Source organism: Bacillus bruguierae (assembly GCF_037104725.1).
GTDB lineage: Bacteria > Bacillota > Bacilli > Bacillales > Bacillaceae_G > Bacillus_A > Bacillus_A bruguierae.
Genome location: NZ_JBAWSX010000030.1, coordinates 1 through 15,829, shown reverse-complemented (window position 1 = coordinate 15,829; position 15,829 = coordinate 1). Strand labels below are relative to the sequence as shown.

Annotated in this window: 13 protein-coding genes, 3 rRNA genes and 2 pseudogenes; 7 read left to right on the top strand and 11 right to left on the bottom strand. The window is 33.7% G+C overall.

Annotated features, from left to right (window positions below):
• Together WAZ07_RS25705 and rrf are read left to right on the top strand one after the other, a co-directional pair.
• Positions 1-128, top strand: a 23S ribosomal RNA gene (locus WAZ07_RS25705); the annotation flags it as partial.
• Positions 129-178: 50 nt separating this feature from the next.
• A 5S ribosomal RNA gene (gene rrf / locus WAZ07_RS25700) occupies positions 179-294 on the top strand.
• Positions 295-649: 355 nt separating this feature from the next.
• On the opposite strand, the gene bla is transcribed toward rrf, so the two are convergent.
• Positions 650-1,588, bottom strand: a complete 939-nt coding sequence (gene bla / locus WAZ07_RS25695; RefSeq protein ID WP_336474667.1) for a class A beta-lactamase — start codon at positions 1,586-1,588, stop codon at positions 650-652.
• 169 nt (positions 1,589-1,757) lie between these two features.
• Here bla and WAZ07_RS25690 point away from each other — a divergent pair.
• Positions 1,758-3,531: pseudogene (locus WAZ07_RS25690) on the top strand (peptidoglycan D,D-transpeptidase FtsI family protein); the annotation flags it as partial.
• Positions 3,532-3,548: 17 nt separating this feature from the next.
• Here the strand turns inward: WAZ07_RS25690 and WAZ07_RS25685 are convergent.
• Positions 3,549-4,376: an anti-sigma factor gene (locus tag WAZ07_RS25685; protein WP_336474666.1), complete on the bottom strand. Its 828-nt coding sequence runs from the start codon at positions 4,374-4,376 to the stop codon at positions 3,549-3,551.
• Entirely contained in the window at positions 4,369-4,899 is a 531-nt protein-coding gene (locus WAZ07_RS25680) for an RNA polymerase sigma factor (RefSeq protein ID WP_336474665.1), read from the bottom strand. Before WAZ07_RS25680 ends, WAZ07_RS25685 begins: the two co-directional genes overlap by 8 nt.
• A gap of 486 nt (positions 4,900-5,385) precedes the next feature.
• On the opposite strand from WAZ07_RS25680, the gene WAZ07_RS25675 reads away from it, so the two are divergent.
• Positions 5,386-5,706 carry a hypothetical protein gene (locus WAZ07_RS25675; protein ID WP_336474664.1) on the top strand — a complete coding sequence of 107 codons (321 nt, stop codon included), beginning with the start codon at positions 5,386-5,388 and terminating at the stop codon, positions 5,704-5,706.
• A gap of 201 nt (positions 5,707-5,907) precedes the next feature.
• Here the strand turns inward: WAZ07_RS25675 and WAZ07_RS25670 are convergent, their stop codons facing one another.
• Positions 5,908-6,117 (bottom strand): hypothetical protein, encoded by a 210-nt coding sequence (locus tag WAZ07_RS25670; RefSeq protein WP_336474663.1) that lies wholly within the window; start codon positions 6,115-6,117, stop codon positions 5,908-5,910.
• Between the two features lie 295 nt (positions 6,118-6,412).
• Here WAZ07_RS25670 and WAZ07_RS25665 point away from each other — a divergent pair.
• Positions 6,413-6,599, top strand: a pseudogene (locus WAZ07_RS25665) (hypothetical protein).
• 566 nt (positions 6,600-7,165) lie between these two features.
• Here the strand turns inward: WAZ07_RS25665 and WAZ07_RS25655 are convergent.
• The 7 genes from WAZ07_RS25655 to iscB form a co-directional block, all read right to left on the bottom strand.
• The gene (locus WAZ07_RS25655; protein WP_336474662.1) at positions 7,166-7,903 is read right to left on the bottom strand and encodes an ABC transporter permease; all 738 of its coding nucleotides are present in this window, start codon (positions 7,901-7,903) and stop codon (positions 7,166-7,168) included.
• Positions 7,896-8,816, bottom strand: coding sequence for an ABC transporter ATP-binding protein (locus WAZ07_RS25650; RefSeq protein ID WP_336474661.1), 921 nt, complete (start codon positions 8,814-8,816; stop codon positions 7,896-7,898). Before WAZ07_RS25650 ends, WAZ07_RS25655 begins: the two co-directional genes overlap by 8 nt.
• A gap of 78 nt (positions 8,817-8,894) precedes the next feature.
• Positions 8,895-9,911 carry a sensor histidine kinase gene (locus WAZ07_RS25645; protein WP_336474660.1) on the bottom strand — a complete coding sequence of 339 codons (1,017 nt, stop codon included), beginning with the start codon at positions 9,909-9,911 and terminating at the stop codon, positions 8,895-8,897.
• Positions 9,898-10,614: a response regulator transcription factor gene (locus WAZ07_RS25640; protein WP_336474659.1), complete on the bottom strand. Its 717-nt coding sequence runs from the start codon at positions 10,612-10,614 to the stop codon at positions 9,898-9,900. The genes WAZ07_RS25645 and WAZ07_RS25640 overlap by 14 nt, the downstream gene beginning before the upstream one ends.
• A gap of 231 nt (positions 10,615-10,845) precedes the next feature.
• Complete coding sequence (locus tag WAZ07_RS25635) at positions 10,846-11,622, bottom strand: MerR family transcriptional regulator (protein ID WP_336474658.1); 777 nt, start codon at positions 11,620-11,622, stop codon at positions 10,846-10,848.
• Positions 11,623-11,729: 107 nt separating this feature from the next.
• Positions 11,730-12,668 carry a helix-turn-helix transcriptional regulator gene (locus tag WAZ07_RS25630; RefSeq protein WP_336474657.1) on the bottom strand — a complete coding sequence of 313 codons (939 nt, stop codon included), beginning with the start codon at positions 12,666-12,668 and terminating at the stop codon, positions 11,730-11,732.
• A 50-nt stretch (positions 12,669-12,718) separates the two neighbouring features.
• Positions 12,719-13,951, bottom strand: a complete 1,233-nt coding sequence (gene iscB / locus WAZ07_RS25625) for an RNA-guided endonuclease IscB (RefSeq protein WP_336474656.1) — start codon at positions 13,949-13,951, stop codon at positions 12,719-12,721.
• Between the two features lie 410 nt (positions 13,952-14,361).
• Here iscB and WAZ07_RS25620 point away from each other — a divergent pair, with 410 nt between their 5' ends.
• Together WAZ07_RS25620 and WAZ07_RS25615 are read left to right on the top strand one after the other, a co-directional pair.
• Positions 14,362-15,198 (top strand): alpha/beta fold hydrolase, encoded by an 837-nt coding sequence (locus WAZ07_RS25620; RefSeq protein WP_336474655.1) that lies wholly within the window; start codon positions 14,362-14,364, stop codon positions 15,196-15,198.
• 507 nt (positions 15,199-15,705) lie between these two features.
• Positions 15,706-15,829 (top strand): 16S ribosomal RNA (locus WAZ07_RS25615); the annotation flags it as partial.

Sequence of the window (15,829 nt, the reverse complement as noted above, 5' to 3'; positions counted from 1 at the left end):
TCAAGATGAGATTTCCCATAGCGTTAAGCTAGTAAGATCCCTGAAAGATGATCAGGTTGATAGGTTCGAGGTGGAAGCGTGGTGACACGTGGAGCTGACGAATACTAATAGATCGAGGACTTAACCATATAATATGAAGCAAATGTTATCTAGTTTTGAAGGAATATACCTTCATAAGTCTGGTAATGATGGCAGAGAGGTCACACCCGTTCCCATACCGAACACGGAAGTTAAGCTCTCTAGCGCCGATGGTAGTTGGGACTTTGTCCCTGTGAGAGTAGGACGTTGCCAGGCAAAAACCTAAGTCGTTTTGACTTAGGTTTTTTTGTGTTTAATGGTACTGCTGAAACGAAATATTGTCTTTGATTTAGCACAGTACAAATTAAATAAACAAATGGTTTTAATCCTATTTTACTTAAACGCCTTAGGAAGATAATGATTGCTAATATTCATGAGTTTTTTCTTATAGGCCTCACCATATCAAAAAAAGAGGATGATCTCCGTCTAACATAATGATTCTTATTATTATAAATGTAATGATAAGAATGCAAAAAACGATTCTTTTAATATAAAAAGAATCGTTTTTTAGTTTTACCCTCTAATGGTATGTCATAAAGGTAATAAGAAAATTGAAGTACAATTACCACACTCACTTGAGAGCGTTAATTGTAATCTTCGCAGCTTGGGCGATAAGCTCGTTATTATAGGTAGCATCCTTTGTATCACGACTGGATAGAATTGCAATGATAATTGGCTCTCGATTTGGTGGCCAAACGATGGCAATGTCATTTCGCGTTCCGTAGCTTCCAGCCCCGGACTTATCACCGACTTCCCATCCTTTTGGTACGCCAGCACGGATCAGTTGGTCTCCAGTAGTGTTTCCACGCATCCAATCCGTGAGGATTTTACGCTTATCAGTTGGGAGTACATTGCCAACTGTAAAAGCCTTAAGATTAGTAGCAAGTGCTTTTGGTGTACTTGTATCACGGATGTCCCCAGGAGTAGCTTCGTTCAAATCTGGCTCAAAGCGATCAGCCATGGTAACCCTATCACCAATTTGTCTGAGCGCTTTTTCAAACCCATTAGGACCGTTTAATTTTTTGAATAAAAGGTTCCCCGCTGTATTATCACTGTAGCAAATAGCAGCCTCTGCAATTTCCCCAAGAGTCATACCGGTATCCACGTGTTTCTCTGTAATTGGTGAATACGTAACTAAGTCGTCTTTTGTATAGGTGATAACTTCATCTAGTTTGTCGATTGAGTTTTGCTGTAGAACTGCTCCTGCAGCCAGAGCTTTGAAGGTTGATGCATAAGCAAACCGTTCATTAGGTCGATAAGCAACTGTTCGATTTGTACCGGTATCAATAGCATAGACACCAATCCGAGCATCAAACTTTTTCTCGAGTTGAACGAACTCTCGATGAGTCGCATGATTTGTATGTTTTGTTTGCTCTGTTTTTTCTTTTGCTTCCACCTGCAATGGTTCACCTGTAAAGAGTGTTATACTTGTAAGACTTAAACTTAGTATGCCAGCACACATCCCTATTTTTAGCATTCTTGTACTTTTCAAAAAAATCAGTCCCTTCATCTTTTGTAATACATAAAATGGATGTCAAATTAGGTACAATGTATCCAATTTGAGTACCAGTTTTTAAAATTACATTTAATAGACAATCTAAGTAATAATTTTGTTCCATAATTTATAAAAAAAATAATTAATTTTAAGATAAAATAGAATCTACATAGAGGAGGGTTTTATGTTACATATAAAAACAAAAGTATGGGCCATCTTGGCAATCTTTTTTATTCTAAGCATTATTTTTACGATTTTATTTACAACGAATTTTATTTCGTTTTCTATTACAACCTCTTCACCTGAAAGAGGTAAAATTATTGATCAAAACGGAGTAATACTAGCTACAAATAAAGAAGTGAAATCTTTGTATTACGTTTATGATAATGAATGTCCAACTCATCAAGACACAATGAAATTAACAAGTTTTTTAAATCAATTTTCATCTATATTTCATCATGACATCTCTACAGATGAGATAAAGCTACAATTACAAAAGTCTTGTAAGCAGTACAATAAAAATGAAATACTATTGTACGCAGGCATAAATGATAATGAATTGACCTTTATAAACAAAAACAAGCCTCAAAATGTAATTATGAAAAATGAATGGATACGTGTTTATCCACAGCATGAAATCGCTTCACAAGTAATTGGATATGTAGAATCTGAAAAAAGCAACTCTTATTCTAATTATGTTCCTGCTGGTAAAAATGGAATTGAGCTTCAATATGAAAATGATCTAAAAGGAATACCAGGAAAAACTTTCATATTTAAAATTAAAAATAAAAAATTTTTATGGAACATACAAAATCCTCAAAAAGGAAAGGATATTCAGCTAGCACTAGATTTTAAACTTCAGCAGAAAACAGAAGAAGCTTTAAGGGATCAAGTCAAAAAAATACCCGATGCTAAGAGTGGTTATGCTGTAGTGGTAGATGTAAGAACAGGAAAAATATTAACTATGGCTAACTCTACAGCTTTTGATCCAAATGTACTAAGTGCACATTTCCCATTGCCTGAAAAAGAAAACATAAAAGTACTCTCACAAAATAAAACGATCCAAAAATTAAAGTACGGTGAATCCTATGTAAATATGGCATCAACAATAAAGCCTCTTACTATTTTAATTGGGTTAAATGAAAAGCTGTTTCAACCTGCTGATACTTATTTGGATATGGGTAGTTTTCAATATAATGATCAGAATAATGTTGCCAATGCTGCTGGGACTCCAATTGGTGAAATTACACCAAGTCAGGCTATTATTAATTCATCCAATACATTTATGACAGCAAAAGTGGCAATTCCGTTATTTAACCAAAATAACGGAAATTTAGAAAAAGTAGCAAACATTTGGACAAACTATTTAAAACAATTCGGCCTTCGCTCTCAAACTGGGGTTGATTTACCCTTTGAAGAAGACGGGCAATATCAATTGCATGTATCTAGTAAGTTTGAAAGTGGAATTTCTGCTTTGTTAAATGCTTCTTGGGGAGGAAACGAGGTGCATACTCCTATTCAACTCGCTCAATATGCAGCAACCCTTGCAAGTAAAGGCGATAAATATAAACCTCAAATCGCAAATGCTATTATTGATAATGATGGTAAAGAAACAAAAAAGTTTAAACCAATTTTAGAAAGTTCAAATCGTTATCCTTTGAATTTCTGGAATGTCTTGCAAGATGGAATGAGTCAAAATATACAAGAGATTAAAAACTTGGCCTTTGATGTTGCAGGTAAAACAGGAATAACAGGTTCACCAAACGAGCAGGAAAAAATTATAAATCATGCTCTTTTTATCGCATATGCTCCTGCTAAAAATCCGCAAGTCGCTATTTCTGTCATTATTCCTGGCGGAGGTTCTGGAAAAAATCATGCTGCTCTTGTTGCATCTAAGGTTTTACACGATTGGGATACCCTTCAAAAAGAGAATAAAAAATAAAGAGAAAGGTTCACTTTATCGAACCTTTCTCTTTTACCATAAAGAATTTATACTCTTTATTTCCCACGTACCATCATTATGTTTTTCGAAAATAAAAGAATACTCAATATCAATTGAAATATGATCTTTCTTCACATAACCGGTGTAACCATTCATCGTAGTTATTCTTATATATCCATCATTGTTCGCTTTATCCGAAATCCAAGCTTTTACCATTTCATTAGACACCTGATTTAAAACTCGCGAATCAGGTTTTGGTTTATCAAAAACTTTTGTCTCTTCACCAATTACCGTTGCATATAAATAACGTTCCTGCTTTGTTTGATTCCCTTCTACCATCCCACTAGGTATTTTATATAATGTTTTCGTATCATTCACAAATTCTCCTCCCATTGTAAGGGCTACTTGTAACTCGTGAAACATATTTTCATCAAATTCCCACTCATTTTTGTTATACTTTTCCCCTTTAAAAACAAATTCTTCCTCCAGGGCTTCATATAAATCATTCTTATTTTTGAAACTCGTGATTGTATTTAATTGATTCATAAATTGTTTTAGTGATTGATCTTGATTCGATTCATCTTTCATCTTCACTTCAATTTGAGTGCTACTTTGTACAGGAGGTTCGTTTTTTCCGAAGAAAAATTGTTGGGATTGAAACAGCAAAACTGTACAAACAAGAACAAATGCAACAGTGGCTAACTTTTTACGAAATGTTTGGCTATACTTAGGCCGATTTCTCTCTCTATTTTGGTATATAGATTGTTTTATCTTATAAATGAATTCCTCTTCGTCTTGACGCTGTCTCATTGGTCCATTTTTTAATTCTTTATACCAATTCGGCTTATTATTATTATTCATACCGTTTATCCTCTCCTAATATTTTTGAAACTCGTGTACGAGCTCGGTGTAGTCTAGACTTTACAGTTCCAATCGACACTCCTAGCGTTTCTGCTATTTCACCATAGGATAATTCATATTTTGCATCTAATATCAATATTTCACGATATTTTTTAGGTAAATTTAGTATTACGTTCCAAATTCCATCCATTTCCTCTTTGTTGAAAAATTCTTGCTCTGCTGATAGATACTTCTTATCGTCCCTAAAAAAACTTACTAAAGAAATTCTCTTGAAATAGGAAGACTTCAAATAATTTAGCGCTGTGTTCCTTGTAATTTTTAATAACCACGTTTTAACAGATGATTCATTTCGAAATGAATGCCAATTTTCAAATGCCTTTATAAATACATCTTGCGTTATATCATCAGATAAATGCGTGTCTTTCGTAATAATAAATGAATAATTCCATACATCTTGCCAATGTTCTTTTATAACGTAATCAAATTCATCATGGTTGCAATTTTCAATAACCTTATGTTTCATCTCGACACCTCAAGCTCATTTGAATAAACATAAAAATTTCCCCTCATTTTTTATAACTAATCTAATATATAGACAAGATAATAGTTTCATTTGTTCCCATTAAAACTAATTATAAAGTTCCTGGTAGTTATAAGTATAAGGAAGCTTTCATCGTAGGGAAGTAAGTAAAGTAAACGAAATTTGGCAATCAGATTATACATATTTTTCATCATATATTTGCGCCATAACCAAAAATTGTGTTTCTCTACAAAAGTTATAAATTTCAAAAAATTTATAATTATAATATACAATTGCAAGTAATCTGTATTTATTACTTTATTCATATTGGGGTTTTATTACAAGTAATAATTGTTCTAGTATAAAAATACATTTATTTAAAAAAATGTAATATCTTGTCTAATAATATATATATACGTTGTCTATATACAGACGGTAGAATCTGGGATGTAAGGGTCTCTTACACAAATAAATAAGGGGGTCAAAAATATGAAATTAACAGGGATTATACTTGGAACTGCAATTGGATTAGGAGCTTTTACTACAACAAACGTGAGTGCTGCTGAAGTAGAACAAACAAGAGTAGAGAAGGCGAGTGTACAAGTGGAAGGTCATGTACTACAAAGTACGCTGAAAGTGAATCAGCCTTATACATTAAGTGGTGAAGTTGTGAATGTAGTTCATGGTAATTCTCAACATATTAAGTTAAATAGAAAACAAATTCATTTCACACAACCAGGGGCATATGTGGTTCAAGCGAAAGGGTGCTTAGGTACAGTTGACACATATATATTTAAGGTTACGAAATAAAGCAATTAAGTTGAGGCTAATACTGCGATTTTGAGGAAAGTTACATTATGTTTTATTTTGGATAAGCATCTCAATAGTAATGAGATGCTTTGTTCTATCGAGGAAGTCATCTATTTCTTTATTCATAACGTTCTTGTATGATTTATTGACAGGTGTTCCATGATGTTGAGACATGATTAGGTATGAAATGAATGCATATTCTTAAACGTCATTTGATCGATTACAATCCACCTGTTTCTTTTCAGCTTCTTCTATATTCCATTCATCTCCCCAAAAAAGTGTAACCGTATCTTCAGCTTGCAAATTTTGATTAGCTTTTCCTCTCGCTGTAACTTCTTTATCCATTTCATTTAAGTTTAGTATTGAAAGTTCAAATTCCTTTTCTGAATCATTTCGTTTGTTAATCGTCATACAATATCTCTCCTATATAATGAAGTACCATACATAATGATAGTATTTCTATTTTATGTAACCTTATACTTTTACAAGCACCGTGATTAGGTATCTGTATGAATGATTTAAGGACGCAACACATTTGCGCCTGAGCTTCAGATAAATACAGTTTATGAGCACATAAAAAGGAAGAGAGTTTTTATAATTCTCCTCCTTTTTAAGGGAAACTTTCATGTTCTTCAGTTGTTCAGTTCATTAGAAAATGCTGTAGAACTTACCCGTTCTATTATAGAAATATCACATGTACATAAATATGAAATATTGCATAATTAAATTTATTGATATAAATAGAAGCGCTAGCTATAATAAGAGTATAAAGATTTATTACATCTTAATACTCAAAAAAGGAGGGAAATAATATGGCAATCGCAATGGCAGTTTTGAAATTTTTAGGTGGAGTACTTCCATTAGTTCAAGAACTTTTAAAAGCATTTATGTAAGTTTATCATTTAGCAATTATTTATAATAATTATTGTACAAATAATCTGTATATCAAAGAATTGGTGTACAGATTATTTGTATGAGTAAAGTCCCTTTAGATTATTAGTATGAAGGGGCTTTTTTTAGTTTCTATATACTTAGACGATTAATAAGTGAAGTTATGTTAACTCGGAAAAGATAATACAATGCAATGGGTTCTCGCTGCATGCCTATCAAGCTAAGGTCTTGAAGTACCCCCTAAACGAAAATTTTACTTCTCTACAGTTAGTTAATTATAAGATTGCATCTCATCTTTTCGTTTTGGGATATGATTTTGACTTACTTTGATAGCGAAGTCTCCGTTACCTTTACAAATAAGCAATCAAATCAAAGGCAAAAAATTACACTAGTGAAACAAGGGAATCTGAGATGTTAAAAGCTCTTCATTTATGCGATTGTTAATCAATTCCGTCATTCATCATATATCGAAAAACCGAAATCTGGCTTCAGATTTCGGTTTCGTTTATATAAAGTGTGAACGGTGTTAATTCCTTTTATCGTCCTTGAATCATGATTAGGCATGAGATTAATGAATATCAACCCTTTTAAAATAGAATAGTGTTGCGAGAAACCCGCTAATAGCTGTAGCGACAATGGCAACATAAGAATATTCTGGAGGATATGTCGGTTGCAATTCGTTATTTACTATATCTAGTGCAGCTGTCCAAGGAAATAAATCTTTGTGTTCCGAACTTGCAGTTAGAACATTTACCATTGCTACAACAATTGTTAATATAATAGGCGGAACATAAGTCTTCATTACAAGAGTTAGCAGTACAATAGGAGAAGATAAGATAAAAAGGAATACACCGCCTAGTAAAAATTTCACTAAAAATTGAAAAGATAAAGGGATGCTTAATCCAGGAAAACCTCCTAATAGCCCTAATAGTAAAGTTAGTCCCCATGCAACTATAGTTAGAATCATAATCCAAATAAACAGAAGGGCGAATTTGCTCATAATAAAGTTAAAACGTGATACAGGAATGGTTAATAAATTTTTTAATGTATTTTCTGTGTATTCACGATTAAAGAGATAAGCGGTAACGACTCCGTATAGAAGGACTCCCATAAATAAAATAGTATACATATTTACATTAAGAAAAAGGGCATCGAAACTTGCGGGTGTAACAGATGGTTTTGTTTTCATTTCTATATAAAAGGCCAAGACGATCATAAATGGTGCTACCGCTGCCCCAATCATACTAATTAAGAACATATTAGAACGTTTCAACTTTAATAGCTCTGTATATAGTAGATTAACCAATTGTCCCACCTCCAACCAATTTGGTGAAATAATCCTCTAATCTGTCTTCGCTCATCATAATTTTTAATACTTCAATATCGTTTTGAACAAACATTTTATTAATTTGTCCTTGTTGTCCGAAATGAGAATAAACGCGAATATTTCCTTCATCATGTACTTCGTAATCAAAAATATGAAATTGTTTTTCTAAAAGCATTGCAGCTTTATTATCGTCATTTACTTGGAATTCTAAGTATTTACGATTTGTTTTTCGAAGTGCATCAAGAGAAATTTCTTCCAATAACTTCCCTTCATGAATAATCCCCATATGATCTACTAGCTGTTCGACTTCAGTTAAAATGTGGCTGGAAATTAATATTGTTATGTTTCTTTCTTGTGCTAAAGATTTAATAAGTTTTCTCATTTCTTTAATACCGATTGGATCTAAGCCATTTGTCGGTTCATCAAGTATTAATAGTTCTGGATAATGGAGAAGGGCTCTTGCGATTCCTAACCGTTGTTTCATTCCCAAAGAATATTTACCCACCAGCTTTTTTGTTTCATGCTGCAGGCCTACAATTTCTAGTGCTTCTTCAAGGGCATTCTTTTTATGCACTCCGATTATCTTTGCGTTAATTAATAGGTTTTCTCTTGCAGTAAGGTTTTCATAAAACCCTGGAACTTCAACGATAGAACCAATTCTTCTTAAAATTTCTTTTTGGTTTTGGAAAAAATCCTCCCCGAATATTTCGATTTTTCCGCTTGTAGGTTTTATAAGACCTAGCAGCATTCGAATTGTCGTTGTTTTACCTGCACCGTTTCGTCCAATAAAGCCGTAAATCTCTCCCTGATTTACATTTATATTTAGATGATCTACCGATTTTTGTTTGCCATAAATTTTAGTAAGATTTGTTGTTTTTATAATTGCGCTCATTTTGAAACACCTACTTTCTATAACCTCGTACTTACATAATAAAAAGCAGGATTTAACTGCTGCTTAATCATTTCTTAACTATTTCTTAAAAGTAGTTTGTTTAGGGATGGAAAAGCCAAAGGTGGTTTTTTTCCACGGAATACTTTCTACCCAGATGTCTCCGCCATTTTTTTCTACGAGAGCTTTTGCGATAGCGAGTCCTAGACCACTCCCACCATACGAAGCATTCCTTGATTGGTCACTTCTATACATTCTTTCAAATACGTTTTCTAAATCGTTATTTGAAATTCCAGGTCCTTTGTCCCAAATGAATAGTTGGTACTCGGAAGTGGTTTCTATTAGTTCTATTCCCACTATCTTTCCAGCTTTCCCGTAATATATCGCATTTTTTACAAGGTTACCTATAATTCGTACAAGACTAAGGTGATCTGCTGTAATAGGGCAAGGTGTTTCTGGAATATGAACTTGTAATTCTATGTTATGTTTTGAGAGCTCAGGTAAAAACTCAATTAGAGACTCTCTAGTAATCTCAGCAAAATCGAGAATCTCTTTCTTTAGGGGGAATTCATCTGCATCTAGCTTGGCCATATTAAATATTTGATCAACTAATTGTTTTAAGCTGTTTGATTTCTTTGAGAGTATTTCAAGATATTCTCGTTTTTCATCTTCTGAAGCAGCAATCCCATCTTTTAAAGCATCAACATATCCAATAATGGAAGTAAGAGGTGTTCGAATATCATGTGAGATACTAGATAAGAGTTGTTTTCTGGCCTCTAGAGACTTTCTAGCTTCAACTTGTACCTTTTCTAGCTCTGTAATTAATTCATTTATAGAAAAAATCACATCATCCAACGAGTTATCATTGGTCGTGTATAACCTTGTATGTAAATTTCCGTGAATTGCTCGTCGCAAGCTAACAATGATAGATTTTCGGCTCTTTATAAAATGGATTCTTATAAAGAAAAGGCTTATCGTTATAAGAAATAATGCAGTAAATAAAATGAGTTTACATGTATGACTCATTTCAATGAGCAGAAGTATCATAATGATGATAAGCTGAAGTGAAATAAGATAGAGAACTTTATCGTTTTTCATCTTTTTCACCTACAAATTTATAACCGATTCCCCACACAGTTTGAATAAATTTAGGATTTGAAGGATCCGTTTCGATCTTCTTTCTAAGTTTTCTAATATGTACCATAACTGTATTATCATCTTCTATATAGTTACTGTCCCAAACATTACGAAAGAGTTGTGTTTTCGTAAATACTTGTTCGGGATTGGAAGCGAAAAACTTTAGTAGTTCTAGTTCTTTTGCGGTTAAAGATATTTCTTCTGCACCTACGGTAACTGTGTATTTTTTTAAATCAATTGTCAGCCCTTTAAATTGGAGGAGTGCTTGTTCGTGAGAATTAGCGTCGCTTCCTAATACTAAAAAACGCCTCATAAGAGCTTTTACTCGTGCAACTACTTCATGAATACTGAAAGGTTTTGTAATATAATCATCTGCGCCTATGCTTAATCCTAAAATTTTATCTACTTCATGATCTTTAGCGGTAAGCATTAATATCGGAATGTTTGTTTGATCTCTAAGCCGTTTACATACTTCGATCCCATCTATTTTCGGCATCATCAAATCTAGTATGACGAGGTTATATTTGTTTTGCCTAAATAAATGAAGAGCTTCTTCGCCATTGATTGCTACATCTACTGTATAGAATTCTCTCTCAAGATATTTTTTTAACAAATCTCTTATTTCTTTTTCATCATCTGCTATAAGTACGCGAACGGTTTCCATCGTTTCACCTGCTTTTAAAGTGTAATTTGGTTGTGTAAACAAAACTAATTATATACCATTAATTGGTGAAATAAGGTAGATTGTAAATTCAATTAAGATGATAACTATATTTATCCATAACAAATAGCCTGTTTTGGGGGAATTTGGTCAAAACAGGCTATTTATTTTTTTAGCCATAACTATTTGGGGGATTTTCTTTTATACAGTGTCTAACAGGAGCTGGTTTTCTTCTTAATCTATCTTCGGATCATTCATACCATTTTGAATCATATAATACTCCATGGCTTGATTTAACCATTCTTCTTCCTCTCTTGTATATGGGGAAGGAATCATGTTTACAAGTTTTTCTTTTTCTAATTCCTCTATATCTTGTATAGCGTGCATCGCTTCTTCACTAACCAATTCAAGTGTGGTTTTCATATGCTTATCTATTAATCTCTGTACCTCGGGATCATGAACTGGTCTTCCCACTAATCTTTTTACTTCTTTAGATAACTGGATAAATTCTTTATCTAATGCTATTATTTCTTCTTCAGGCTTATTAAATAACTGATCAGCTACTTCTTTTGACGTATGTTGTTCAATCCATAGTCGGTGGTGCTTTTCTGTTTGCATGCTGTTTATTAAACTCATTAAGATTGTACTATCCACTTCTCCTTCATCTTCTATCAATCGAATCGTACGATTAATTGCATTTAGCGTTGTTTCAATTTGCTCTTTTTTCTGCTCGAAAGCCTTTTTTTGGTTTTGTAACGTATCATGTAAGGTTACATTCAAACTGGATTCATTCATCATTTTACTTATTTGCTCCAAGCTATAGCCTAAAAATTTAAACCCAACAATTTTTTGCAGCGTAAGTATATCCTGTTCAGTGTATTGACGGTGACCAGAATGAGGGTGCTTTTCAGCTTTGAGCAGCTCAATTTCATCATAGTAATGTAATGCCCGTATGGATGTCCCGGTCTTGGTAGAGAATTCTCCGATTGAATATGTTCTGTTATTACTCATGTTACATTCATCTCCTTTTCTGGTTCAATTTGGTTACTCCGATCATACCGCCTCACGTAACTGTAGGTGCAAGTAAAACTTCCACAGATTTGAAATAAGGAGACATTTTATATTTTTGAGTATTGGCTAACTACTTTCAACGCTTTCTCCCGTACAAACTGTATTAATTCAGCAGGCTCCTCTATTAATATTTCTGTTCCAAGACTAAGGAACAGTCCTCCAATAAAAGGTATATCTGACTCTCTAAATTGTTCTTTCATTACTCCAGTACCATTAGGGGTAACTTGAATCCATTCTCCAATAGGATGAGGATCGAGCATTTTACAGCCTTTTTTCGTTAATGATGCTCGTAAAGTAAGTTCTTTTGATAAAGTATCTGTTTGATTTAACCATTGTGCAATGGTCATATCTCTTGGAATTGGCTCTGAGAAATCGTGTTGTATTTTGAGGGAAATAATTCGATCAACTCGAAATGGTACATTCTTTTTTCGTTTATAACAAAATGCAGGAGAGTACCATAAACCGTTAGATAGAACGAGTCCATAAGGAAAGATTGTTCGGATTGAGTATCCGGAACGGGATTCGTATTCTATTTGAAGATGCTTTTTATCTAATGATGCTTGTAAAAGTTCTTTAAGGTAATGATTTTTAAAACTTCTATTAGGTGAATCAATAGCTAGTCTATCTTGTAATGTTTCTATTTTTTGGAGCATCTCTATAGACATACTGGAACGGATTTTAGTAATGGTTGATATATTCTCTTGTTTAAAAGGTCCATCTTCTAAAAGTTGATAGGACAGAAGTAATCCTGTAGCTTCTTCTGGTGTTAATGAGATAGTAGGAAGTTTTTGTTTCTTTATAAGAGTGTATCCACCATTTGGTCCAGGGGAAGAAAAAAGAGGGACACCCATTTCGCTTAATAGTTGTAAATCTCTAAGTATTGTTCTTTTGGATACTGAAAATTCATTTGCTAGCTCTTGAGCAGTAAAGCGATGCTTTGTATTTAGTGTAATTAATAGCTCAAATAATCTCCCTGTTCTAGACATAAAAATATCTCCTTCATAAAATATACACAAAAGTATTCATGTGTGGTCATTCATAGGAAATACAACCCTCTAAATCTCCACTTTAGTACACTTTTTCTTGCATTCACTCTTTTTAGATGTTTCTCTTTTGTTTGAATATTAATTTGTAACTTATCTGGGTACATTGCAGTAATATAGCCAACATGAGTTACCTTTTTTGTGTCTGTGTATTGTACAATATCTCTATGGCTAAACCCATAAGTTTCAGAATGTATTGCTTTCGTTTTCCTTCTGATTGGTTTAATGCCCCAGTCTTTTATGTTTGTATCATGGATCTCTAATCCACAAATAACTAAAGCGTCATTAGAATGTGACTTTTCAATACCCCAATCTATTCTCCTATTTGCAGTATCTCCACCACTTGTTAAAAGCAAAGTACCATACTGAGATAAATGTTGTTGTAACCAGTTTTTACCTTGCATAACGTGTTGAGCAAAGTCTAGCCGTAAACTCTTTCCGTTAATCATTTTTTGATACTTATCAACAAAATTTTCTTCTTTACCTTCTGTTTTTTGGTGACATTTACTACATAGTGTAATCAGGTTATCTAATGTATTAGAGCCTCTTAACCTTCTAGGGACAATATGATGTACTTCTAACATACAGTTTGACTTTCTACATTCCATACATTTATATTTGTCTCGTATAATTACAGCCTTTCTCATGTTTTCATCTAGCCGATTGGATTTTTGATATTGCCAGTTGTATAACTTCTTGTCATCAGTTAATGCTCGTATATCTATCGCAACATCTTCTAAGTGAATACTTGCAATGTCTATCCATTTTGAAATCTTATTTACAAACCTAATAATCGTTTGTCTCTTTTGGAGTATACTAGGTGCGATTCTTCCTTCTTTTCTACTACTTGCACGATTATCAAATCTTGCTTGACGATACCGTTTGTGATTTCTTTTGTATCGTCTATGCCCTCTTCTTTTCTCCATTAGCTTTGATACATCTTTTCGATGTTCAATATTAGCTTTAAAGATTGGCTTGTTTTTTGTTTTACATTCTTGTACTAACCCAACCCCAACGTGTAAACTACCATCGTCTATCCCCAACCTAATTTTATAATCTACATTTTCCACTGACTTATGTAGTTGAATTACCATTGGGTATTTTGCAACAAGTCTTGCTCTTTTCTTCCTAATTAAGTACCATCCATTGTTGACACTTGTAGGAGCTAATTTCCTTCCTCCTACATCCAATACAAAACAATATTCTTTGTTTTGATTTTTAGTCATCTCTGACCAGTCATCCTTTCGGAGAATTTCGCTTTTTGCCAATGACAGATGAGAGTTCATGTGTTTCGGTGTTTGACTACAGGGCAGTAGTAGTCGGTCATCCTTCCACACTCTTAGAGCAACGGACTAAAGCGTGTATCCGAGGGTAAGTCTTCAACTTACTCATCAATCGTAGTTCATCATGCAATTTAACTTTCGTCAAAACGCACTCACTTAGGCTTGAAACCGAATCAATAGTAAGTATACGAACATATTTGCCCACGTTTGTATACTTTTGTATATAAAAATGACTACTACTGATTTAGTTCTAGTATTAGTGACGTTGTTTGTCACCAATATACGATAAAATAAATGTGAAGTCACGAAGTTCCCTTCATCAACGAGGGGGAGGACTAAAGGGGGACTAGGGAATGAGAGAATATGTGGTAAATGCAAAGGGAGTAAAAATTAAAGCTTATGAGTACAGCCAGAACGGTGAGCCAATTTTGTTCCTGCACTATATGGGAGGAAGTGCAGCTATTTGGCGGAGTATTATTCCAAGTTTTACAGAAGAATATCGCGTAATTGCTATCGATATAAGGGGACACGGCAATTCGGATCATCCTCAAAAAGGATATCAACTTGAAACTTTAGTTGAAGATGTTCGAGAGGTGCTGGATGTTCTCGGTATTTATAAAACTCATATAGTAGGGAGCTCACTTGGATGTTATGTTGGGACAATGTTTGCATCGATGTATGCAGATAGAGTTATTTCATTAGTTAATTCTGAAGGTGCTTTGGTCAATCATTCAGGACCTGGGGGCTTATATACGGAATCTAAAGAAGAGCATTTTAATAAATCCTTTTCTAATCCGGAACAAGAGTTTGATTCAAGAGAAGCCTTGATACAGTATATGAAAAGGAATTGGCTGCCATGGAATAAGAACAGAGCTTTAGTTATGGAAGATTATAAACCTCGAAAACTTCAAAATGGAAAAGTGACTTTTGTGTCTAAGAGGGAGAATATGAGACAGATTGCGGAAGATCTGTACGATCGCAGGATAGAAGAGTGGTATGATCATGTCCGATGTAGAGTGTTGTTTCTTCCGGCAGAAAAAGAAGGTGACCTGAATAAGAAATTAGCATTTATAAAAAATGTTGAATGTAAATTAAGTGAAAGTAAAACAGTTGTAATTCCTGAATCATCTCATGCTATGATGTTTGATCATGCAGGGGAATTGGTTCGTGAAATTAAGGGGTTTTTATAAGTTAACGTAATTGCACAGTAGTTTAGCAATAGAGAAATGTTATTAGGGTAAAAAAGCTTTTTTCTATTTCATTAAAATATTGAGTTAACGTCCGTTTTATATGGAGTCTCTATAGATTTACTTCATAAGTTGAATAGTAAGAGATACTAGGTTCATACACCTAGAACTTCATATAAAACATACTAAATAATTGTTCTATCCGGTCTATTTAAATCCATTTTGATTTTTTAGCATATAAGTCGCAGTTATACAAAATAATGAAGTAATGGAGGATAATAATTAAAGTTTAAAAAAGTTATTGACTATTATTATATAGAGGAGTAATATTATACGAGTCGCCGGTGAAATAAAGTAACTGCGATAAACGAAATAAAAAACTTAGTTGACATCGAATGACTGAGATGTTAACATAAGGAAGTCGCGATTGAGCGGCGGATAAGTTCTTTGAAAACTGAACGAAACAAACAACGTGAAACGTCAATTTTTATTTATGATGCTAGACAAACTTTATTGGAGAGTTTGATCCTGGCTCAGGATGAACGCTGGCGGCGTGCCTAATACATGCAAGTCGAGCGAACCGATTAAGAGCTTGCTCTTAAGAAGTTAGCGGCGGACGGGTGAGTAACACGTA